This is a genomic window from Streptantibioticus silvisoli, from assembly GCF_027947535.2.
In the GTDB taxonomy this organism is placed as follows: domain Bacteria; phylum Actinomycetota; class Actinomycetes; order Streptomycetales; family Streptomycetaceae; genus Streptantibioticus_C; species Streptantibioticus_C silvisoli.
Genome location: NZ_JAAGKO020000012.1, coordinates 31118 through 52111, shown reverse-complemented (window position 1 = coordinate 52111; position 20994 = coordinate 31118). Strand labels below are relative to the sequence as shown.

Here is a 20994-nt window from a genome sequence, read left to right as displayed (position 1 = left end):
GGCCCCCTCATCACCTGAGAACAGAGGCGTCGCTACCCCCGCCGCTCATCCAGGAAACCATGTAACCCTCCATGGAGAACGGCACGCCCGCAGTCGACAGTTGCACCGGGCGTCGTTGAAATTCAGTAGTCGTGCAGCATCTCCCGCTCTGATAACGCTCTTTACTGGCACGAACACGTGGAGAAACTGCCTCCAGCGCGACACCATCGGCACCGTCAACACCCCCCTTGACGGTCCCGCCAGCAACAAGGCGACCCGCGACGACAGCGACGACCCGCCGCTGTGCGGAACCACCGGCCACCGATGTTGCCGTCAACTACTGCCGTCACCCACGCAGAAGCCCCGCCAGGACGCGCCTGACGGGGCTTCGACTTGCATGAGGGATGCCAAACCAGATCAACCTGAGCTCGCGGACCCTACGTCGACGCCAACCGACCGCTCCTGACCCCAAAGATCAGGCGACGATAGCGACGGCCCAACGACGGCATGAGCACCACTGAGATAGAGAATCCATCTCAACTCGTCACAGGCGAAGACTGGCTCCCCCAGGGAATCCACCCATACCTGGAGCAAATTCCCGCCGAGCAGAGTCACATCCCACCACTTCCAACGCCTCTGCTTCGGCTCAAAGGAAAACAGAAGATCCTGCGCCGTCCACTCCTCTTCCCCACGGTGCAGGGAATACCGGAGGCGGGCGTCTCTTTGCTCCTCAGAGGAATCACCGCCTCCAACCCATGTCGGAAGGACATCTTCTGGAAGTTGATCCAAGTCGAAGTCTCCGTGCCGGGAAATCTCTACTCCGGCAGCGACGAGCCCTCGAACGCGACGGGCAAAGAATTCCACCTCTTCCCACCGCCCGACTTCCACATAAAACACTGCCAGCGGACCAGAGGGCGGCGCCATGGGACGAACCCATAGCCGACCAGGCTCATTTTCAACGTTTCCCGTCATCTCTCCATCACCTGCGATCCGTTCCAGAAGTCGATCACAGCACTCTACCCGATCCTGGAATTATCGCACGCAGGAGCCCGGGGAACATCTCCGACGGAAGCCCGTACAAATCTGGCCCCTTGGCTGGGTCGTCAATCTGTGGACGCCCAGACGAGAAGATGTTCCACTGTCGCCTGCTCATACCAGATGGACGGCGCTGGTCGATTGCAGCTGAGCGAACCTTAGCCACATACGAACTCGGAACATCGAAAGCGATTATTTGACCACCTGAACCGCGGAATTGCTCCGTGTGCGCAATGTTCCCGCTCATGTTCAGGTGAAGCATTCCGTCACCACTGATCGAGATGTCCCCATGGGCATCGACCGACAAGCGCTGACTGTCTGGGTGATCTGTCTGAAATCGATATACTGTCGTGTTGCAGTTGTGAACGAGGACGGGCGTGACCCCCGCCATCACGTAATACGTGTGCAGGTCCGCCACGGTGAGGTTCCAGCGGTGTGCCGTGCCGGCCACGCGGTGGACCGCTGCGACGCGGACGACAGTGTGGGTCGTCGTGCCCAGGCGTTCGCCGGGCTTGAGCTGTCCGGCGGGCACCCACAGGTGGCGGGTGACGTCCCAGACGGGGTGGTTGCCGGTGGTGTGGACGGTCGACAAGTGCCCGTCGCCCGTGCGGACCGTCAGGTCGAGCAGGTCGGTGTCGTCGTTGATGTGGACGGCGGTGACCTGTTGCGACCCCTTGGGCTTGCCGGTGAGGTAGTCACCGGTCTTGACGCTGTCACCCGCCTTCACCTTGCCGATGGGCTTCGTCCTGCCGTCGGACAGGAGCACGGGAGTCGTGGGCGCGAAGCTGTAGCACTCGCTGACCCCGGCGAAGGGGTCGTCCAGCGAGTCCAGGATCTCCCCGATCAGGTCACCGGCCCCGGACGGGCCGGACGCGATGTCGGGGTCGTCGAGACTCGGGGTGTGTCCACCGTGGCCGTCGGGCATCATGGTGATGGACGGGCCGATGAGCCCCTCCAGCAGGCCCTCGCCGAACTTCTCGGAGTCCTTGAGGTACTCCGCGACCGATGAGCGGTCCGGGCGCTTGGCGACGGGGGCCGCGGTGTCGAAGAGGTACTGCCGGTGGACGACCGCGGCAGAGAACCTGGTGATGTACTGCCCCGCCGATGTGCCCGAACTGCCGTTCAGGCTGACCGCGCCGTAGGCGGACGCCTCGGCGACGGGGTCGCCGCTGCCGTTGGTGAGGTAGATCTGACCGCTGGGGTCGCTACCGGTGACGGGGTCGTTGCCGGCGTAGTCGTAGCCGCCCAGCTGGTTGGGGTCGGCGGACTCGAAGACGGGGTCCGCGGAGATGAACCGGCCGTCGGCCGGGTCGTATTCGCGGGCGCCGAGGTTCTCCAGATTGGTGGTGGCGTCGGGGGTGCCGCCCACGTAGCCGGTGTCACCGCCGGCCAAGTGGCCGGGGCGGTGCCGCGGGTCTGGCCGAACGGGGTGTACTGACGCCGGGCGGCGTTGTGGCCGGTGGCCGCGTCGACGGCGAGGGTGTCGGTGCCCTGGCGGTCCGGGATGAGGTACTGGATGTCCCCGGTGCTGGAGCGGTCGGCGACGGTTGCGCCGCCGATGGTGTAGTACCGCGTTCCGGTCACCGTTCCCGACCCGGTGTCCTCGACCAGCTGCTCGTCGCCGAGGAAGAGCGTCGCCTTACCGGGGTCGGTGCGCAGGGCGAGGTTGTCGTCGGCGTCGTAGAGATAGGTGGAGCTGCCGCTGACGCTCGTGTCGGTGGCCAGGTCTCCCTGGTCGTCCCAGGTGAGGGTCTGGGCACCGGCGGCGCCGCCACTTATGGAGGTGGTGTTGCCAGCCGCGTCGTAGCCGTAGCTCGCGGTGTCGGCGGTGGCGCCCGGTCCGGTGGCGGTGGTCGAGCTCAGCGTGTGGGGCTGATCGGTCGCCGAACCGGCGGTCGGGTAGGCGTAGTCGGTGGTGGTGTCCGCAGGAGTGTTCCCGCTGGGGTCGTGGTCGGTCTGCGACAGCCGGTCACCGGCGGCGTCGTAGGTCCAGCTCTGCCAGTAGGGGTTCGGACCGCCGACGGAGGCGCTGCTGCCCGTGGCCGGGGTGGCCGCGCAGCTGTCGGTGGCGGTCCAGGCGGCGGAGACCCGCTCCGCGTAGTCGTAGGTGAAGCACTGGGTGTCGGTGACCGTGCCGGCACTCTGCTTGTCGGTCGTGGACGTCAGAAGGCCCGTGCCCTGCGACACGCTGCCGGTGCCGCCGTAGGTGTAGCTGGTGTCGTCGATGACGGCCTGGCTGGTGTCCTGCGTCTTGGCGTCGGTCAGCGCCTGCGTCTGCTCGTCGTACTGCTCGGTGAGGTAGACGGCGCTGGTGGACGGGCCGAAGGTGTACTGGAGGGGGTCGCCCAGGGGGTCGTAGCCCAGCGCGGTGACGTAGCCCCAGGTGCTGGTGCCGTTCCCCGTGAGGGAGGTGGGTTCGTCCTGGCTGTCGTACCCGGTGGTGACGGTCTCGGCGGGCAGGCCGCCGGCAGCCGCCGGTCAGGCTACTCCACTTCGGGCACTCCCCCATCCAATCACCGAAAGCAGACGAATCACCCGCCTCGACATACACCGGCACGACCGGCTCGCCGGCATACTCCACGAGTACCGACACGCCGCTTGACCAGCATGGATGGGGTTTTCGGCAGGCGCAACGTCGCCGCTCGCCTCACCCGCGGCGGCCGACGCCTGCGCATGCGGACCTCGGCGACCTGGCCATGGAGACACGAGCTGGCCACAGCCTTCCACCGCCTCGCCGCACATCCCCGCCCGGCCAGCTGACCAACAGCCACCCCTGACGGCCCACGACTCGAAGGACCGCGGAAAACCCGATCACTGCGCCGGCCCCCGCCATGCCAACTGGCAGGTCAGCAACCGGAATCACTGGTCCAACGCGAACAGTCCGGCCCAGCCATCCGAAGCGAAACGCCAAGGTTAGAGCCGTCCGGAAGGAAGTTCCTCCGGACGGCTCAGGCGGACGGCGACAGCCCACGAGGACGGCGTGGCGTTCAGGTGTGGCGTCCAGCCACCTCGTGGGCTACCGCCAGCACCAGCACCAGCACAGCTGCCACGGTGCCCTCGATCCGCAGGGCGCGCTGGTCGCGGCAGAGCGCCCCCGCTGGCAGGACGGTCACGCACGCCACGAACACGGCGACGTCATGCCATACCGTCAGACGCTGTGCACATGTGACCGTTTGACCGAACCACGTCCCCGCAACAAGGGCCACGCCCAGGATGCCGAGCGCAGTCACGGTGCAAACGGCCTGTAACAGGAGGAGACCGAAGAGGGCTCCGCTCGTCCGTTTCGTACCCTGCGCCGCCGTCGGCGAACGCTCGTCCCGCATGATCACCTATCCCGTCACATAGCCGTCGACGAGCTGAACGTACGCTGCCTGGCCTGCCGCGGTGGGGTGGAAGCTACCGGTTCCGGGGCGGAGTTCCGGTCCGCAGCATCCATCCCGGTGCACTTGTCGCCATGACAAGGGATCGCCGCAGATCAGGAGCCCTGCGCCGCCTAGTGTGGTCGCACTGTGGTCGCCGCTTGCAGGTCGCCGCGGTGGACACTGGAAGTGCATCGCGTCCTGCTCACTTCGGGAGGCGATCACGATGCGAACCGCCAAAGAACACGGCCGGGTGTACCGCAGGTGCGGGTGCCGCGACCAGCACCACCGCCAGCTCGGAGCCCGTTGCCCGCTGCTCGCCGAGGACCCAACCCACGGCACTTGGAACTTCGCCGTCGATCTTCCTTCACCCGCGCCAGGACGGCACACCGTCCGCCGAGGCGGCTACCCCACCCGAGAATCAGCCCACGCAGCACTACGGCGGATACTTGAGGGACAGGCCGCCGGCTTCACCGCCGACCCCAACCAGACCGTCGCCGAATACCTCACCGCCTGGCTTGAAGCGAAGGACCTGGTGCTGAAACCCACCACCATGGCCCGCTACCGCGACTACGTCACCAACGACCTCATCCCCGCCCTCGGCGACATCCGCTTGGACGATCTCGGCTACCCCCACATCGCGGCCTTTGTCCAAACCCAACTCGCCGAAGGACGGGGCAAGGTCACCGTCCACCGCCTCGTGGCCACGCTCTCCAGCGCACTCGGCGACGCCGTCCGCCACCACCGACTCTCGGCCAACCCTGCACGGCCTACCATCATCCCCCGGCCCGCAGCAGCCGAACGCCACATCTGGACACCTGCCGAAGCAGCCCGCTTCCTGCGCTACAGCCACACAGCCGACCCGCTCTTCGCCGACCTCGTCGAAGTCCTCATCGGCACCGGCCTGCGCAAAGGCGAAGCACTCGCACTGCACTGGAACGACGTCCACCTCGACCAGCACGTCCTCTACGTCCGCCACACCCTCTCCGCCATCGACAACAACAAGCTGATCCTCACCACACCCAAGACCCACAGCAGCAGGGACTGGGTGGCGCTATCACCACGCGTCGAAACCGCACTCCGCAACCGTTCCCACAACACAGCCAGCACCTCAATTCAGCAACCAACCGAGGGCTACGTGTTCCACCGATCCGACGGCCGACCGCCCCACCCCCAATACGTCCTGAACCACTTCCACGACCTCGCCGCCGAGGCCGGTGTCTCCCGCGCCACGGTCCACGATCTTCGGCACCTGACCGCAACGATCTCCATCACGGCCGGCGTACCCCTCACCGTCGTCTCCAAGACCCTGCGCCATTCGACTCTGTCCACCACCGCGAACCTCTACAGCCACCTGACCGCCCAAGCCGCCCACCAAGCCGTCGACACCATCGACCACGCCCTCAGCGCGAGCACGCCGCCGAACCCTGACCACGATCGCAGGAGCAGCCGCGACCACAGGGCGACCACATCCCGCAGGACCACAACCAGCTGACCCTGATCAAGCATGTCCGGCCCGCTCCGACTTCCCCATCCCAACAGCGACAAGATCAAAAGAGCGCGACCACAATGCGACCACACATGAAATGGACACCAAAAAGGCCGCCTCCGCCTTTCGGCGAAAACGGCCTCCGACCTGCGTAAACGCTGGTCGGGACGACAGGATTTGAACCTGCGACCCCTTGACCCCCAGTCAAGTGCGCTACCAAGCTGCGCCACGTCCCGGTGCCGGTTTCAGCTGGGGTTTCCCCTGGCTGACCTCGCACGAGAACCATACCGCATGCGGGAGGCTGGGTGCGCGCGGTGGGGAGGGGGTCAGGTGGGGGGAATCCGGGGTGGTGGGGGCGTGCCGGGGAGGAGGTAGCGGGCGCCGGGGCCGGCGGACGCCGCGGTGTCCTGGGGGTTGTAGAGCGCGCAGTGGGTGAGGGAGAGGCAGCCGCAGCCGATGCAGCCGGTGAGGCGGGCGCGCAGTTGCTGGAGTTCGGCGATGCGGGCGTCGACGCGGGCCTGCCAGGTGGTGGCGACGTCGGCCCATTCGGCGGCGTTGGGCGTTCGGTCGGCGGGGAGTCCGGCGAGGGCCGCGCCGGCTTCTTCGAGGGTGAGGCCGACCTGCTGGGCGGCGCGCACGAAGGCGACCCGGCGCAGGGTGGAGCGTGCGAACCGGCGCTGGCCGCCGGCGGTGCGTTCCGCGTGGATCAGGCCCAGCTCCTCGTAGTAACGCAGCGCCGACGTGGCGAGGCCGCTGCGGTCGGCGAGCTCGCCGATGGTCAGAAGAACGGGCCCGGTCATGGGAATACTGTACGACTTGACTTCAAGGGCGCTTGAAGTTGCACGCTCTGTGGCATGACAGACAACCGTGAGTACGCGGACCTGGACGGGCTGATGTCGCTGATGACCGGCGACGAGAAGCACGGGCCGGCCGCGACGTCGACGCTGGACGTGCTGTGGGTGCTCTACGACCGGGTGCTGCGGGTCTCGCCGCACACCGTGGCGGATCCGGATCGCGACCGGTTCCTGCTGTCGAAGGGGCACGGACCGATGGCGTACTACGCGGTGCTGGCCCGGAAGGGCTTCGTGCCGCGTGCGTGGCTGAGCGGCTTCGGGACGTTCGACTCGCCGCTGGGATTCCACCCGGACCGCACGCTCGTGCCGGGGGTGGAGATCGGGTCCGGGTCGCTGGGCCACGGGCTGCCCCTCGCGGTCGGCACCGCGCTCGGGCTGAAGGCGCGCGGGAGCGGGGCGAACACCTGGGTTCTGGTGGGCGACGCCGAGCTGGACGAGGGCAGCAACCACGAGGCCGTCGCCTACGCGGGAGCGGTCGGGCTGGCCGGGCTGAACGTCGTCGTCGTGGACAACCGGTCGGCCCGTTACGGGCGGCCCGGGCGCCTGGAGGCCGGGTTCGCCAACGAGGGCTGGTCGACGGCGCATGTGGACGGCCGCGACCACGAGGCGCTCTTCGCGGCGTTCACCGCGCCGCACCCGGACCGGCCGCACGCCGTCGTCGCGCACGTCGAGCGCAAGACCGATTGACCGGCCGGTCCGGAACAGCCCACCCCGGTGTGATGAACGCCCCCGCTGCCCCCGGACAGCGTCCTCGCGAGCCTCTCCCCGTCAACCACCCGTCCCCGGAAGGACGACTCCCCGATGGAATCCATGCGTGAACGATTCACCGCGACCGCGTCACAACTGCTCGACGAGGACCCCCGCGTGGCGGTGGTGCTCGCGGTCATCTCGTCGGACCGGTTCACCGAGGCGAAGAAGGCCCATCCCGACCGCGTCATCGACGTCGGCATCCGCGAGCAGTTGCTGATCGGGGTGAGCGGCGGGCTGGCGCTGGCCGGGCTGCGGCCGATCGCGCACACCTTCGCGTCCTTCCTGGTGGAACGCCCCTTCGAGCAGGTGAAGCTCGACCTCGACCACCAGGGCGTCGGCGCGGTGCTGGTCAGCGCCGGCGGCTCGTACGACATGGCTTCGGGCGGCCGTACGCACCAGGCTCCGGGCGATATCGCGCTGCTGGACACGCTGGACGGCTGGACCGTGCACGTTCCCGGGCACCCGGACGAGGCGGAGGCGCTGCTGCGGCACGCGGTGGCCGACGGGGACAGCCGTGTCTACATCCGGCTGAGCGAGCAGGCGAACCGGGCGGCCCTGCCGGTGCGACCGGAGGGTTTCCAGCGGCTGCGGTCCGGTGCCGGCGGCGTCGTGGTGGCCGTGGGCCCGCTGCTGGACGCGACGTTGGAGGCCGTCGAGGGGCTGGACGTCACGGTGCTGTACGCCTCGACGGTGCGGCCGTTCGACGCCCCCACACTGCGGGCCGAGGTGCGGAACGCGGCGCGGTCGGACGTGGTCCTGGTCGAGCCGTACCTGGCCGGGACGTCGGTGCCGTACGTGGCCGAGGCGCTGTGCGACGTCCCGCACCGCGTGCTGGGGGTGGGGACGGGCCGCGAGGAGCTGCGGCGGTACGGGACGTGGCAGGAGCACGTCGCCGCCCACGGTCTGGACGCGGCCGGCCTGCGCAAACGTCTCGCGGGCTTCCTGCGCTGACCGGCCGGCCCCGGCAACGCCCGCCGATCGGACGCCCGGCAACGCCCGCCGGCCGGACGCCCGGCCCGCGCCCTTCCGTTCTGTGGGACCACCCCGTTCCACGGGACCACCCCGTTCTACGGGACCACCGTCACCGGCCAGCGGGCCGCCTTCACCAGGCGGACGGCCAGGGAGCCGACGATGCGGTGGCCGGCCTGTTCGGAGGCGCCGACGACGACCGCGTCGGCGCGCAGGTCGTCGGCGGCCCGGGCCAGGCCGCTGAACGGGTCGCCGGGGAAGGTGTGGAACTCCCAGCGCAGCACGAAGTCGTCGCCCAGCCGTTCGGTCGACAGCCGGATCTGGTCGACGATCTCCTCCGCTATCTGCGACGTGGCCTCCGCCATCGGCACGCTGAGCCCGGCCGTACCGGCCAGCGAGAGCGGCTGGACGTAGACCAGCGCGAGCAGGGACCGCTGCCGCCGGGCGAGTCCGGCGGCGTAGGCCGCGGCACGCCAGGAGGACTCGGAACCGTCGATGCCGGCGACGATCACCTTCGGTCCGTCGGTGCCGCGTTCGAACACCGGCTGGTCCTGGCCTTCGAGGTCGGGGTCATCGGTCACCGGGCGAGCGTAGCGGGCGGCCGGGCACGGAATCGAGAGCGGACGGTCCCGTTGTTCGATCGCGCCGCGCAGGTCGGAGCGCGCCGGGGCGAACGCACGCCGACGCGACCCCCCCTCCGCGGCGGCCGTCATGGCCGGGCGGCGGCGGCCTCGACGGTGCGGAGCGCCGGGCGGCGGCGGTGCTGGGCGGGCTGCCGCGACGGTGCGAGGCAGCCCGCCGCGGCCGTGCTGGGCGCGCTGCCGCACCGGTGCCGTCGGGACCCCCGCACCGGTGCCCGGCCAGCGACGTCACCGGTGCCGACGGTGCCGACGGTCCTGCGTCACCGGTGCCGCCCCCTCCCCCAGCAACCTCCCGCAGCAGCGGTCTCGTGCTCAGCGGGGTCATCGAGCCCAGCGGCGTCGTCGAGCACCGCGGCGAGGCGTACCCGCAGCCGACATCAGTCGCCACCGGGGTCGGCGCGTATGTCGTGGCCGGCGCGTACGTCGTGATCGGCGCGTATGCGGAACGTTCCGGAGTCGGCGGGGATCACTGCGTCCCGTACGCACACCGGGCGCTTGACGCTGATCACCGCATCGTTGACGCAGTGCGCGGCGAAGACCTCGCCGCGCACCCGGAAGCCGGACTTGCCCCCACCGGGCTTCGCCCAGGCGCGCTCGTCCCGGGTTGGCTTCTCGGCGGAGGTCGGCAGGGGCAACCCCAGGGCGCGGACGTCGTCGGTCTCGGGCATGGCGGCTTCCTCCGTTCCTCCGGGTCAGGGCGTGCGGTCCCTGAGCGGACTGTTCACGACGACCGTAATACGCACCACTGACATGGAGACGGTGGACGGCCTCGCCCCGAGGGGCCGGCTCGCCCGCCGACCGGCGCTTCCGCTGTCCGGCGGTGGAACCGACGACGCCGGGCGAGACCGCTGCGGCGAGTGGCCGGGCGAGCGGCGGTGACTTCGGCGGCCCGCCGGTGCCACCGCCCCGGGCGGGACCCCGGCCGCGTCCCCGATGATCACCGCAGGGCAGACTGGGCCTTTCGTCCGGCGGCCGGGATACCGGCCGGAACGCGACCTTTCGAGGATGGCGTATGCATCTGGCCCGCATCAGGCCCTGGCGGACCCGCGGCCGTGCCGCGCGGCGGCGGATCGTCGCGGGAGCGGTGGCGGTGGCGGCGCTGCTGGGCGCGGGGGTCGCGTCGGTGGCCGTCGCGGTCGACGACGCGCCGGCGGCGGTGCACCGGACGAACGCGTTCATGACGATGCCGGAGACGCCGGGCAGCAAGCAGACCGTGCGGATCGACACGTCGTTCTTCACACCGGCCGGCGGTGGGCGGCATCCGGCGATCCTGCTGGCGCACGGGTTCGGTGGCAGCAAGGACGACATGACGGGCCAGGCCACTACGCTGGCCCGGGACGGTTACGCGGTGCTGACCTGGTCGGCGCGCGGCTTCGGCCGGTCGACCGGCGCGATCGGGCTGGACGCGCCGGACCGCGAGGTGGCCGACGTGGAACGGCTGGTGGACTGGCTGGGACACCGTTCGGACGTGGTGCAGGACGGGCCGGACGATCCGCGGGTCGGGGTGACCGGCGCTTCCTACGGCGGCGCGATCTCGTTGCTGGCCGCCGGGTACGACAAGCGGATCGACGCCATCGCGCCGCAGATCACCTGGTGGAACCTCCCGCAGGCGCTCTTCCCGCAGAACGCGCAGGGGGAGCCGGCCGATTCCGGCGTGTTCAAGAAGCTGTGGGCCGGGATCTTCTTCACCACCGGCTCGACGGGCACCCCCTCCGGCTCCTCCCCCGCGCTGCCCGGTACCGGCGGCGCGCCGGGCGGCGGTACCGGCGGCGCGGGTCCGGCTTCCGGTACGGGCTCCGGGTCGGGGTCATCAGGAACGGCTTCCGGAACGGGTTCGGGAACGGCGTCCGGAGCGGGGTCGAACGGACCGCGGGCGGCCAGTACGGGCCGGGCCGCGGGGCGGACGGGCGGCAGTGGGAAGACCGCGGGCGGGCAGGCGGCCGCCGCTCCGGCGCCGGGCGGGTGCCGTTTCACCGCCGCGCTGTGCGCCGTCTACCGGCAGGCCGCGGTGACCGGACGGGCCGACCCGGCGGCGATCGCGCTGCTGGAGCGGTCGAGCCCGTCGTCGGTCGGTTCGCGGATCAAGGTGCCGACGCTGATCGTGCAGGGGCAGAACGACTCGCTGTTCCCGCTGGACCAGGCGGACGCGATGGCGCGGACCATCGCGTCCAACGGCGCGCCGGTCTCCGTCGACTGGTCGTCGGGCGGGCACGACGGCGGTGACCAGGAGACCGCCCGGGTCGACGGACGGGTGCAGACCTGGTTCGACACGTACCTCAAGCACGAACGGGTGAACACCGGCCCAGCGTTCCGCGTCACCCGATCGGGCGGAGTGGACACCACGACCGGCGAGGCGGTGCAGCGCGGCGCGACCGCCGACCGGTACCCGGGGCTGAACGGCACCTCGCAGGTCACGGTACGGCTGTCCGGCGGCCCGCAGACGGTGCGCAACCCGGCCGGCGGCTCGCCGCCCTCGGTGTCGGGCGTGCCGGGGCTGGGCGCGCTGAGCCAGTTGTCGTCGCTCGGGCAGAGCCTGTCCTTGGACTTCCCGGGCCAGTTCGCGGCCTTCGATTCCGCGCCGTTGACGAAACCGTTGACGGTGACCGGCGCGCCGCGGGTGCGGGTGCGGGTGTCGTCGGACGCCGCGGACGGCGACGCGGTGCTGTTCGCCAAGGTCTACGACGTGGGCCCGGACGGGAGCCAGACGCTGCCGCACCAACTGGTGGCACCGCTGCGGGTCACCGGTGCGGGCAGCGGCGGGCGGACCGTGACGGTGACGCTGCCGGTGGTCGACCACGAGTTCGCCGCCGGGCACCGGATGCGCCTGGTGCTCTCGGCGACCGACCTCGGCTACTCCTCGCCGTCCGCGCCCGCCGACTACCGCGTGGCGGCGGCCGGTTCGGCACTCACCGTGCCGACGGTTCCGACGCTGCGGACGGCCGGGGCCACGACGGCCGCGTGGGTGTGGGTCCTGCCGCTGGTGGCGCTGGCGGTGGCCGCCGCACTGCTGCTCACCGGACGGCGCCGCCGGACCGCTGACGCCGGTGGCACGACCGCCCCGGGTCCCGACGCCGCCGGCTCCGGGGGCACGGACTCCGACGGTACGGATCCCGGCGGCGCGGACTTGACGGGCGCGGGCCCGCAAGGTCGGCGCGGGCACTCCCCCCGTGAACGTCCGGCAGGCGATAGCCCGGCAGCCGACAACCCGGCAAGCGGCAGCCCGGCAGGCCGCAACGCGCCGGACGAATCCGTCCCCCTGGAGATCTCCGGCCTGTCGAAGCGTTACCGGGGCTCGCAGGACCGTTACGCGGTGCGGGAGTTGTCGTTCCGGGTGGAACGCGGCCAGGTCCTGGGCCTGTTGGGGCCGAACGGCGCGGGCAAGACGACGACCATGCGGATGCTGATGGGGCTGATCACCCCCGACGCGGGTGGGATCACGGTCTTCGGGCAGCCCATCAGCGCCGGCGCCCCGGTGCTGTCGCGGGTCGGGGCGTTCGTCGAGGGCGCGGGGTTCCTGCCGCACCTGACCGGGCGGGCCAACCTCGACCTGTACTGGCGGGCCACCGGTCGTCCGGCGGCCGACGCGCAGGTCGAACAGGCGCTGGAGATCGCCGACCTCGGCGAGGCGCTGGACCGGGCGGTGCGCACCTACTCGCAGGGCATGCGGCAGCGGCTGGCCATCGCGCAGGCCATGCTCGGCCTGCCCGACCTGCTCATCCTCGACGAGCCGACCAACGGGCTCGACCCGCCGCAGATCCGCGAGATGCGGTCGGTGATCGGCCGGTACGCCGCCGGCGGCCGGACCGTCATCGTCTCCAGCCACCTGCTGTCGGAGGTGGAGCAGAGCTGCACCCACCTGGTGGTCATGGACAAGGGCCGGCTGATGGCGGCCGGGCCGGTGGACGAGATCATCGGTGGGAGCGACGCGCTGTTCGTCGGCGCGCCGGGCGCGACCGCGCCGCAGTTGGAGCGGGTGGCCGCCGAGCTGGCGGAGCTGCCCGGCGTGTCGGGCGCGGAGCCGGCCGAGGACGGCCTGGTGGTGCGGCTCGACGGGCTCGGCGTGCCGGGGCTGCTGGCCGAACTGCTGCGGCTGGACGTGCCGGTGGAACGGGTCGGCCGGCACCAGCGGCTCGAGGACGCGTTCTTGACCCTGATCGGAGGCCAGGCGTGAGCGAGCAGGGTGACGGAACACCGGGCGCGGGACTGCCCGGCACCGGAGCGACCGCGGTGCGCGGCGGTACGGCACACGCGGGCGACGCGGCGGGCGCCGCCGGTTACCACGCGCGGCGCACGCTGCCGTTGCGGGTGGAGGCGGTGCGGCAGTTGCGGCGGCGCCGGACGCTGGTGGCGTTCGCGGTCGTGGTGGCGCTGCCGATCGTGGTGTGGGCGGCGTTCGCGATCGGCGGACGGCCCCGGGACCGCGGCGACGTCCCGACGCTGGTGGACGTGGCGACCTCCTCGGGGCTGAACTTCGCGCTGGCGGTGGTGTTCGTCTCCAGTGGTTTCCTGCTGACCCTCCCGGTGGCGTTGTTCTTCGGGGACACGGTCGCCTCGGAGGCGGGCTGGTCCTCGCTGCGTTATCTGCTGGCGGCGCCGGTACCGCGGGCCCGGCTGCTGGTGAGCAAGGCGGTGGTGGCCTTCGTGTTCAGCGCGCTGGCGGTGCTGGCGCTGCCCGCGGTGGCCCTCGCGGTGGGTACGGCGGCGTACGGCTGGGGCGGGCTGGATCTGCCGACGGGCGGTTCGCTGCCGGCCGGATCGGCGGCGGCCCGCTTCGCGGTGATCGTGGTCTACGTCTTCGTCAGCCAACTCGCCGTGGCCGGGCTGGCGTTCTGGCTGTCGACGGTGACCGACGCACCGCTGGGGGCGGTGGGCGGCGCGGTGGGCGCGGCGATCCTGTCGAACATCCTGGACGCCATCACGGCACTCGGCCCGGTGCGTCAAGTGCTGCCGACGCACTGGCAGTTCGCCTGGGCCGATCTGCTCCAGCCGGGTGCGGAGTGGTCGGGCATGCTCAAGGGCACGTCGGTGGCGGTGTCGTTCGCCATCGTCTTCCTGGCGCTGGCGTTCCGCCGTTTCCGGACGAAGGACATCGTCTCCTGACCGGTCCGCCGAACCGATCACGGCCGCGGCGGATCGCCGAGGGGTCGGCGGATGGCGGACCGCGGCGCCGATCGTGGACCGTGCGTTGTTGACGGATCGCCGGGCCGCTCCCGGACAGCGGCGCCCTTCGCCAACTCGCGGAACGCGGAGCCGTTCCCGGACGGTGACGCCGTTCCCGGACCTCGCCCAGCCCAGAGGTCGGCGGAACGTCGCCGTTCCCCCGGCCCGCGTCGCAGCGCCCACCCGCCCCGACGCACCCGCCACCCCGACGCACCCGGCCGGCCGAACGGGTGGGGCGGGTCCGTGGCCGGGAGGGCGTCTTGCCGGGGGTGGCACGGCGGCCGGAGGATGGGGGCGGCCGGTCGCCTCACGCCAGGGAGTTCCGGATGCCCGCAGCGAACTCGCCCCTTCCGCCGCAGGAGTGGCAGCCGCCCGCGCCGGGCTTGGTGCTCCCGCCGCCGGATCACGTGCTGTCGCCGCGGACCGGGTGGACGCGGGCGCACTGGGAGGCGGTGGCCGACCGGTTGCTGGACGCACTGGTGCCGTACGCCTCGCCGGGCTTCGCGCAGTATCGGCTGCCGGGCCGGGCGAGCTGGTCGGGGGAGCACTCCGACGGTCTTGAGGGTTTCGCGCGGACATTCCTGCTGGCCTCCTTCCGTATCGCGGGCGCGCACGCGGGCGCGACCGGGCCGCTCCCCCCGGCGGTCACCGAACGGATCGACTCACTGACTCAACGCTACGCCCGGGGTCTGACAACGGGCACCGATCCGGACTCGCCGGACGCCTGGCCGCCGATCACCGAGCGGTCGCAGCCGATGGTGGAGGCCGCGTCGATCGCCATCGGGCTGCACGAGACCCGGCCGTGGCTGTGGGACCGGTTGCCGGACCGCACCCGGCAGCAGGTCGCCGACTGGCTGGCCGGCTTCGTGGGCAAGCACCCGGTGGACAACAACTGGCGGCTCTTCCAGGTCGTCACCGAGCAGTTCCTCGCGTCGGTCGGCGGCACGTACCGGCAGTCGGAGATCGACGCCGGGCTGGACCGGATCGAGGACTGGTACGACGGCGACGGCTGGTACCGCGACGGGGACGGGCGCAACTTCGACTACTACGTCGGCTGGGCGATGCACTTCTACCCGCTGCTGTGGGCGCGGATCGCCGGGGCGGGCGGCGGGAGCGCGGACGGGGGCCGGGTGGCGGCGTACCGGGCGCGGCTGAGCCGTTTCCTCGACGATTACGTCCACTTCTTCGGCGCGGACGGCGCGCCGGTGCACCAGGGGCGGTCGCTGACGTACCGGTTCGCGGCGGTGGCGCCGGTGTGGATGGGCGCGCTGGCCGGGGCGAGTCCGCTGCCGCCGGGGCTGACGCGCCGGCTGGCGTCGGGCGCGCTGAGGCATTTCGCGGAACGCGGGGCGCCCGACGGTGCGGGACTGCTGCGACCGGGGTGGTACGGGCCGTACGCGCCGGTGACGCAGTCCTACTCGGGGCCGGCGTCGCCGTACTGGGCGAGCAAGGGGTTCCTGGGGCTGTTGCTACCGCCCGGGGACCCGGTGTGGACGGCGGCCGAACTCCCGCTCCCCATCGAGGAGTCGGACACCAGGCGGGTGATCACCGCTCCCGGCTGGCTGCTGCACGGCACCCGGGCGGACGGGATCGTGCGGCTGCTGAACCACGGCACCGACCACTACGCGCCGCACACCGATTGGTCGCGGGACGAGCCGCACTACACGAAGCTGACGTATACCTCACGCTGCGCACCGCTGACCGGCGTACACGTCCGGGACCGCCATCTGGACGCCCACGTCGCCCTGCTGGCCCCGGACGGCACCGCGTCGCGCCGTACCGTCGTGCGTCCGCTGGCCGTGCGGGACGACCGGGCGTCGTCGTGGTACGAGGCCCGACTGCCGGGTGACGAACGGACGTACCACGTCACGACGACATCGTTGCCGTACGGCGCCTGCGAGGTGCGGGTCAGCGAGGTCGACGCGCCCGAAGGCGTGGCGGAGGGTGTGACGGTCCGGGACGGCGGCCACGCGGTCGCCGGGTCGCGGGCGCCCGAGGTGCTCGGCGGCGCGGACTGGGCGCTGTCGCAGCGTGACGACGGGCTGACGTCGGTGGTCGTGGGACTGCACGGCTGGCGTTCGGCCGGGGTGGAACGGGCCGAGGACGCCCACGCGTTCGGCCCCCACGCCGCCGTGCCGTACGTGACGGCGCCGGTCGGGGCGGGGGCCGCGCGGGTGTGGGTGACGCTGGTCGTCCTCACCGGTGAGGCGCTCGACGCGGCGGGCGTCGCGCGGCTGCGGACCGGCTTCCGGGTGGCGGTGACGAAGGACGCGGTACACGTCACGGTCGACGGCGAGCCGGACCGGGTGGTACCGCACCGGATTTCGTCCTCCTACGGCGAGGCGTAGGAGGCGGGCGGAGGATCGGGCAGCGGAGGGCGGGGCGGCCGGGGGACGCAGGGACGTCAGCGCCCGGCAACCCGTCAGCCCCGCCCGCACGGCAACCCGCATCACGCTTGCGTCAGCCACCGGACGCCCGCACGGCAACCCCGTCAGCCACCGCCCGTCAACCACACCTCGCAAGCCCCGTCCCCACGACGCCCGCACGGCGCCCCCGCCGTAACCCGAGCCCCTCAGGCCGGGACGCCGTCCTGTCGCGCCGAGGCCGGGTTCAGAGCGGGGGTGAGCGCGGCCGGGCGGGCTATCGGGCGCCACCAGGGGTCGGTGGGCAGTTCGCCGGCCGGTTCGAAGGGCTTACCGGGCGGCGGGATGGCCACCGGGGCGCCGGCCGCGCGGGCGGCGGCCAGGGTGCGTTCCGCCGGTTCGTCCCACGGGTGGGGGGCCAGGTTGAACGTGCCCCAGTGGATGGGCAGCAGGGCGCTGGCCGGTGAGCCGCCGCCCAGGTCGAGGTGGGTGCGCAGGCCCTCCTCCGGGGTCATGTGGATATCCGGCCAGAAGTCGGAGTACGCACCGATCTGGATCATCGTGGCGTCGAACGGGCCGTGTTCGGCGCCGATGTCGGCGAAGCCGGAGAAGTAACCGGTGTCGCCGCTGTGGTAAACGCGGTGTTCGGGGCCCTTGACGACCCAGGAGGCCCACAGGGTGTGCTGGGTGTTGCGCAGGCCGCGGCCGCAGAAGTGGCGGGCCGGGGTGGCGGTGAACGTGAGGCCGGCGATGGCGGCGGACTCGTTCCAGTCCAGTTCGGCCATCCGGTCGGCGGGGACGCCCCAGCGTTCCAGGTGGGCGCCGACACCCAGGGGTATCGCGAACTTCGTCCCGCCGCGCACCAGTTGACGGATGGTGGGCAGGTCAAGGTGGTCGTAGTGGTCGTGGGAGATGACCACGGCGTCCAGGTGGCCGAGCTCCTTGAGCGGCACCGGTACCGGATGCACCCGGCGGGGGCCGATGAAGTCGAACGGGGAGCAGCGGTCGGACCAGACCGGGTCGAACAGCACCCGGCGGCCGTCGATCTCGGCGAGGACGCTGGAGTGGCCCATCCAGGTCAGCCGCAGTCCGGTGACCGGCGGCTTGGCCAGGTCGGCGATGGTGAACGGGTGGACCGGCACCGAGCCCACCGGGCGCCGGCGCACGCGTTCGGCCTTGTCGAGCAGGGTGCGGATCAGGGCGATGCTGGGCCCGCGCGGCGGCTGCGAGGGGCCGGTGGGGTTGACGAACACGCCGTCGGCGAAGTGCGGCGAGCGGCGGATGCGCGCCATGCGTTCGCCGGTCGGGTCGGCGCCGAAGGCGACCGGACGCAGGGTGCTCATGGGCGCTGCCTCACTCCGTAGACGTGGTCGACCGGGATGCGCAGCACCAGGCGGCGGTCGGCGACCATCGCCGCGCGGTACTCGTCCCAGTCGGGGTGTTCGCCCCGGACGGCGCGGAACAGGTCGATCAGTTCCTCGACGGCGGCGTCGTGCGGGTCGGCGGCGACACCGGACAGCTGGGCGGTGCCCTCGACGACGGTGTAGGCCCACCGGTCGGCGCTCGTCACGTGGTAGCTGACGCGGGCGTCGCGCCGCACGTTGCGGGTCTTGGCGCGGTCGTCGGTGATCGAGACGCGGATGATCCGGGCGGCCGGGTCGTAGGCGTGGTTGACATTGGACAACTGGGGTCGCCCGTCCCGTTTCACGGTGGCCAGTACACCGCCGTCCACTTCCGTGAGCAGCTTCAGCAGCCCGTCGTGTCTCTCGTCTTTTGCCGTCATGTGTTCGTGAACGTTCGGCTTCGACCGGGTGTTCCAGCACGAGACGCGGTTCACCCTGTCCGGTCAGCCGGTCAGGCCGCTGACCCGCAGCGTGATGTTGAGCCGCCCGGTGAGGCCGAGGTCCGGCGGGGCGGTGCCGGGGCGGGTCCGCGGTACGCCGTGGTACGCGAGGCGGGCGGGGCCGCCGAAGACGAACAGGTCACCGCTGCGCAGCTCGACGTCGGTCCACGGGCGGGTCCGGGTGGCGGTGTTGCCGAACCGGAAGACGCAGGTGTCACCGAGGCTGAGGGAGACCACCGGCGCGGCGGAGCGTTCGTCGGCGTCGCGGTGCAGGCCCATCGAGGCGCCGGGCCCGTAGTGGTTGACCAGCGCGATGTCGTAACGCTCCCCCGCGGGGGCGCCGAACGCGGCGGTGACCGCGTCGTGGGCCAGCCGGCCGAGGACGTCGGGGAAGGGCTTGACGGGTTCGCCGCCGCCGTCCACCACGGTGCGCGCGTAGCCGTAGGGATACCAGTGCCAGCCGAGGCCGACGGTACGCACCGACATCCGCCCGCCGCCCGGCATGCCGACGGTCCGCATCCCGGCCGGGGGCGCGGCCCAGGCACGGCAGGCGGCCACCAGGCGCCGCTGGGCGTCCGGGGCGAGCCAGTCGGGAAGGTGGACCGCGCCCGGGGCGATCTCGGCGCGCTCCCGGGGGAACAGCTCGTCGCTCACCGGTTCATCGTAGGAACGCGCGGCGGTCCGGTTTCGCGCGGCCCGTATACGTCAGGCGTCCAGCGGTCCGGTGCCCGCGGCCCGTACACGTCAGGCGCCTCGCGGTCCGGTGCCCGCAGCCCGTACACGTCAGGCGCCTCGCGGTCCGGTGCCCGCGACCCGTACACGTCAGGCGCCTCGCGGTCCGGTGCGTGCGACCCGTCCATGACAAGCACCCAGCGCCCCCGGCATCCCACGTCCACGACAAGCACCCCGCGACCCGTACACGTCAGGCGTCCCACGCGCGTCCGCGTACGGCATCCCCGTCCGCGGCAGGCGCCCGTCCATGGCGAAGCCTGGCGTCCGGTCGTCTCCGTGCGGGTCACCCTCCGTTGGCGGGCCGGTCATCTTGGGGCCGTACGGTGCGCGCCACGGGAGCCGGCCGGCCTCCGCGACCCGCGTCGAAAGCTGCCGATGTCCGTCCTGACCTACCCGGAGGCCGTCGGCGTCGGGCTCCTGCAAGGTGTCACCGAGCTGTTTCCGGTCTCCAGCCTGGGCCACAGCATCCTGGTCCCGGCGCTGCTCGGCGGCCACTGGCAGCGTGACCTGAACGTCTCCGCCGAGAGTTCGCCGTATCTGAACGTGCTGATCGGGCTGCATCTGGCGACCGCGCTGGCGCTGGTGGTGTTCTTCCGGCGGGACTGGGCGCGGGTACTGCGCGGGCTGGTCAGCTCGGTGCGCGAGCGGCGGATCGAGACGGTGGAGCAGCGGCTGGCGTGGCTGCTGGTCGCGGCGACCATCCCGGTGGGGATCGCGGGGCTGGCGCTGGACAGCGTGTTCCGCAGCACCCTGGGCAGGCCGGTGCCGACGGCGGTGTTCCTGTCGCTGAACGGCGTCGTGCTGTACCTGACCGAACGGCTGCGGCGCGGCGGGACCGGGCGGCGGCGGGCGGGGGCGTCGGTGGCGCCGGGCGAGGAACACCTGGACCCGCAGGAGTTGTCGGACCGGCGGATCGCGGGACTGACGTTCAGGACGGCGATGGTGATCGGCGCGGCGCAGATCCTGGCGCTGTGCCCGGGGATCAGCCGTTCCGGTTCGACGATCAGCGCCGGCGTCTTCAAGGGCATGAACCACGAGGACTCGGCACGGTTCGCCTTCCTGCTGGCGACGCCGGTGATCGGCGCGGCGGCGCTGCTGAAGGTGCCGTCCCTGCTGGGGCCGGCCGGCGACGGGATACGCGGCCAGGTGCTGGCGGGCGCCGCGGCGTCGTTCGTGGCCGGTTATGTGGCCGTCAAGTACCTCACGAAGTACTTCGAGACGCGCACGCTGACGCCGTTCGCCATCTACTGCACGCTGGCGGGGCTGGGGAGCCTGGCGTACTTCACGCTGGGCTGAGCGGCCCGGACCGCCCCGGGACCGGCGTCGGCCTCAGCGGGGCCGCGGCGATCGCGGGGGCCCAGGAAACGCGGGATCGGCGTCAGGCCGCCGCGGCCCCGGTCGAGCGGGGCCGGGCAGGAACGCCGGCGGGTCAGCGTCCGAGGCGCTTGCGGGAGACTCCGCGCAGCCGGGACCGCTGGGACTTGTCCAGCATGAGGTAGCCGGCCACCGGCACCCCGACGATGATCAGCAGTACCGCCCACAGCGGCAGGCCGAGCACCAGCAGCACGATGCCGACCGCCACGCCACCGACGGTGATCGATGCACCCTTTGACATTTCGTCCTCCGTCCACGGCGTCAGCCGCGGTACCGCGGAGTCCATCATCCGCTGCCAGTGAGAACGCGGCCGGCCTCCGCTTGGTTCCCGCCACGCCGACCGGAAACGGCGGGCCCGACCGGCGCGACGGCGACGGCCGGGCCCGTGCGGCCGGCGGGTCGCACGTCGCCCCGCACACCGGACACGACGCCGTCAGCGCCCGGGG

Annotated in this window: 17 protein-coding genes and 1 tRNA gene; 8 read left to right on the top strand and 10 right to left on the bottom strand. The window is 71.8% G+C overall.

Features of this window, described 5'->3' with window-relative positions:
• The first annotated feature begins 486 nt into the window (after positions 1-486).
• On the top strand, positions 487-918 hold the full coding sequence (locus POF43_RS11080) for a hypothetical protein (protein WP_271324642.1): 432 nt from the start codon (positions 487-489) through the stop codon (positions 916-918).
• Between the two features lie 67 nt (positions 919-985).
• Here POF43_RS11080 and POF43_RS11075 read toward each other — a convergent pair whose 3' ends face one another.
• Both POF43_RS11075 and POF43_RS11060 read right to left on the bottom strand, forming a co-directional pair.
• Entirely contained in the window at positions 986-2383 is a 1398-nt protein-coding gene (locus POF43_RS11075; RefSeq protein ID WP_271324641.1) for a polymorphic toxin-type HINT domain-containing protein, read from the bottom strand.
• Positions 2384-4001: 1618 nt separating this feature from the next.
• The gene (locus POF43_RS11060) at positions 4002-4127 is read right to left on the bottom strand and encodes a hypothetical protein (RefSeq protein WP_271324640.1); all 126 of its coding nucleotides are present in this window, start codon (positions 4125-4127) and stop codon (positions 4002-4004) included.
• 472 nt (positions 4128-4599) lie between these two features.
• Between POF43_RS11060 and POF43_RS11055 the strand changes: the two genes are divergently transcribed.
• The gene (locus tag POF43_RS11055; protein WP_271324639.1) at positions 4600-5868 is read left to right on the top strand and encodes a tyrosine-type recombinase/integrase; all 1269 of its coding nucleotides are present in this window, start codon (positions 4600-4602) and stop codon (positions 5866-5868) included.
• A 153-nt stretch (positions 5869-6021) separates the two neighbouring features.
• On the opposite strand, the gene POF43_RS11050 is transcribed toward POF43_RS11055, so the two are convergent.
• Together POF43_RS11050 and soxR are read right to left on the bottom strand one after the other, a co-directional pair.
• Positions 6022-6098: transfer RNA gene (locus POF43_RS11050), tRNA-Pro, on the bottom strand.
• A 90-nt stretch (positions 6099-6188) separates the two neighbouring features.
• Positions 6189-6662, bottom strand: a complete 474-nt coding sequence (soxR, locus tag POF43_RS11045) for a redox-sensitive transcriptional activator SoxR (RefSeq protein ID WP_282698503.1) — start codon at positions 6660-6662, stop codon at positions 6189-6191.
• A 54-nt stretch (positions 6663-6716) separates the two neighbouring features.
• On the opposite strand from soxR, the gene POF43_RS11040 reads away from it, so the two are divergent.
• A complete protein-coding gene (locus POF43_RS11040; RefSeq protein WP_271324337.1) occupies positions 6717-7403 on the top strand; it encodes a thiamine pyrophosphate-binding protein in 687 nt (228 codons plus the stop codon).
• A 114-nt stretch (positions 7404-7517) separates the two neighbouring features.
• The gene (locus tag POF43_RS11035; protein WP_271324338.1) at positions 7518-8417 is read left to right on the top strand and encodes a transketolase family protein; all 900 of its coding nucleotides are present in this window, start codon (positions 7518-7520) and stop codon (positions 8415-8417) included.
• Between the two features lie 116 nt (positions 8418-8533).
• On the opposite strand, the gene POF43_RS11030 is transcribed toward POF43_RS11035, so the two are convergent.
• Both POF43_RS11030 and POF43_RS11025 read right to left on the bottom strand, forming a co-directional pair.
• On the bottom strand, positions 8534-9016 hold the full coding sequence (locus POF43_RS11030) for a universal stress protein (protein ID WP_271316553.1): 483 nt from the start codon (positions 9014-9016) through the stop codon (positions 8534-8536).
• Between the two features lie 437 nt (positions 9017-9453).
• On the bottom strand, positions 9454-9744 hold the full coding sequence (locus POF43_RS11025; RefSeq protein WP_271324339.1) for a hypothetical protein: 291 nt from the start codon (positions 9742-9744) through the stop codon (positions 9454-9456).
• Positions 9745-10088: 344 nt separating this feature from the next.
• Between POF43_RS11025 and POF43_RS11020 the strand changes: the two genes are divergently transcribed.
• The 3 genes from POF43_RS11020 to POF43_RS11010 all read left to right on the top strand — a co-directional run bounded on the left by POF43_RS11020 (position 10089) and on the right by POF43_RS11010 (position 16584).
• Positions 10089-13247: an alpha/beta fold hydrolase gene (locus POF43_RS11020; protein ID WP_271324340.1), complete on the top strand. Its 3159-nt coding sequence runs from the start codon at positions 10089-10091 to the stop codon at positions 13245-13247.
• 56 nt (positions 13248-13303) lie between these two features.
• A complete protein-coding gene (locus POF43_RS11015; protein WP_271324341.1) occupies positions 13304-14176 on the top strand; it encodes an ABC transporter permease in 873 nt (290 codons plus the stop codon).
• Between the two features lie 386 nt (positions 14177-14562).
• Complete coding sequence (locus POF43_RS11010; protein ID WP_271324111.1) at positions 14563-16584, top strand: DUF2264 domain-containing protein; 2022 nt, start codon at positions 14563-14565, stop codon at positions 16582-16584.
• 224 nt (positions 16585-16808) lie between these two features.
• Here the strand turns inward: POF43_RS11010 and POF43_RS11005 are convergent, their stop codons facing one another.
• The 3 genes from POF43_RS11005 to POF43_RS10995 form a co-directional block, all read right to left on the bottom strand.
• Positions 16809-17942 carry an MBL fold metallo-hydrolase gene (locus tag POF43_RS11005; protein WP_271324112.1) on the bottom strand — a complete coding sequence of 378 codons (1134 nt, stop codon included), beginning with the start codon at positions 17940-17942 and terminating at the stop codon, positions 16809-16811.
• Entirely contained in the window at positions 17939-18382 is a 444-nt protein-coding gene (locus POF43_RS11000; RefSeq protein WP_271316656.1) for a PPOX class F420-dependent oxidoreductase, read from the bottom strand. Before POF43_RS11000 ends, POF43_RS11005 begins: the two co-directional genes overlap by 4 nt.
• A gap of 63 nt (positions 18383-18445) precedes the next feature.
• Complete coding sequence (locus POF43_RS10995) at positions 18446-19096, bottom strand: alpha-ketoglutarate-dependent dioxygenase AlkB family protein (RefSeq protein ID WP_271324113.1); 651 nt, start codon at positions 19094-19096, stop codon at positions 18446-18448.
• A 453-nt stretch (positions 19097-19549) separates the two neighbouring features.
• On the opposite strand from POF43_RS10995, the gene POF43_RS10990 reads away from it, so the two are divergent.
• A complete protein-coding gene (locus POF43_RS10990) occupies positions 19550-20470 on the top strand; it encodes an undecaprenyl-diphosphate phosphatase (protein ID WP_271324114.1) in 921 nt (306 codons plus the stop codon).
• A gap of 133 nt (positions 20471-20603) precedes the next feature.
• On the opposite strand, the gene POF43_RS10985 is transcribed toward POF43_RS10990, so the two are convergent.
• Complete coding sequence (locus POF43_RS10985) at positions 20604-20789, bottom strand: tail-anchor membrane protein (protein WP_271316653.1); 186 nt, start codon at positions 20787-20789, stop codon at positions 20604-20606.
• Between the last annotated feature and the right edge of the window lie 205 nt (positions 20790-20994).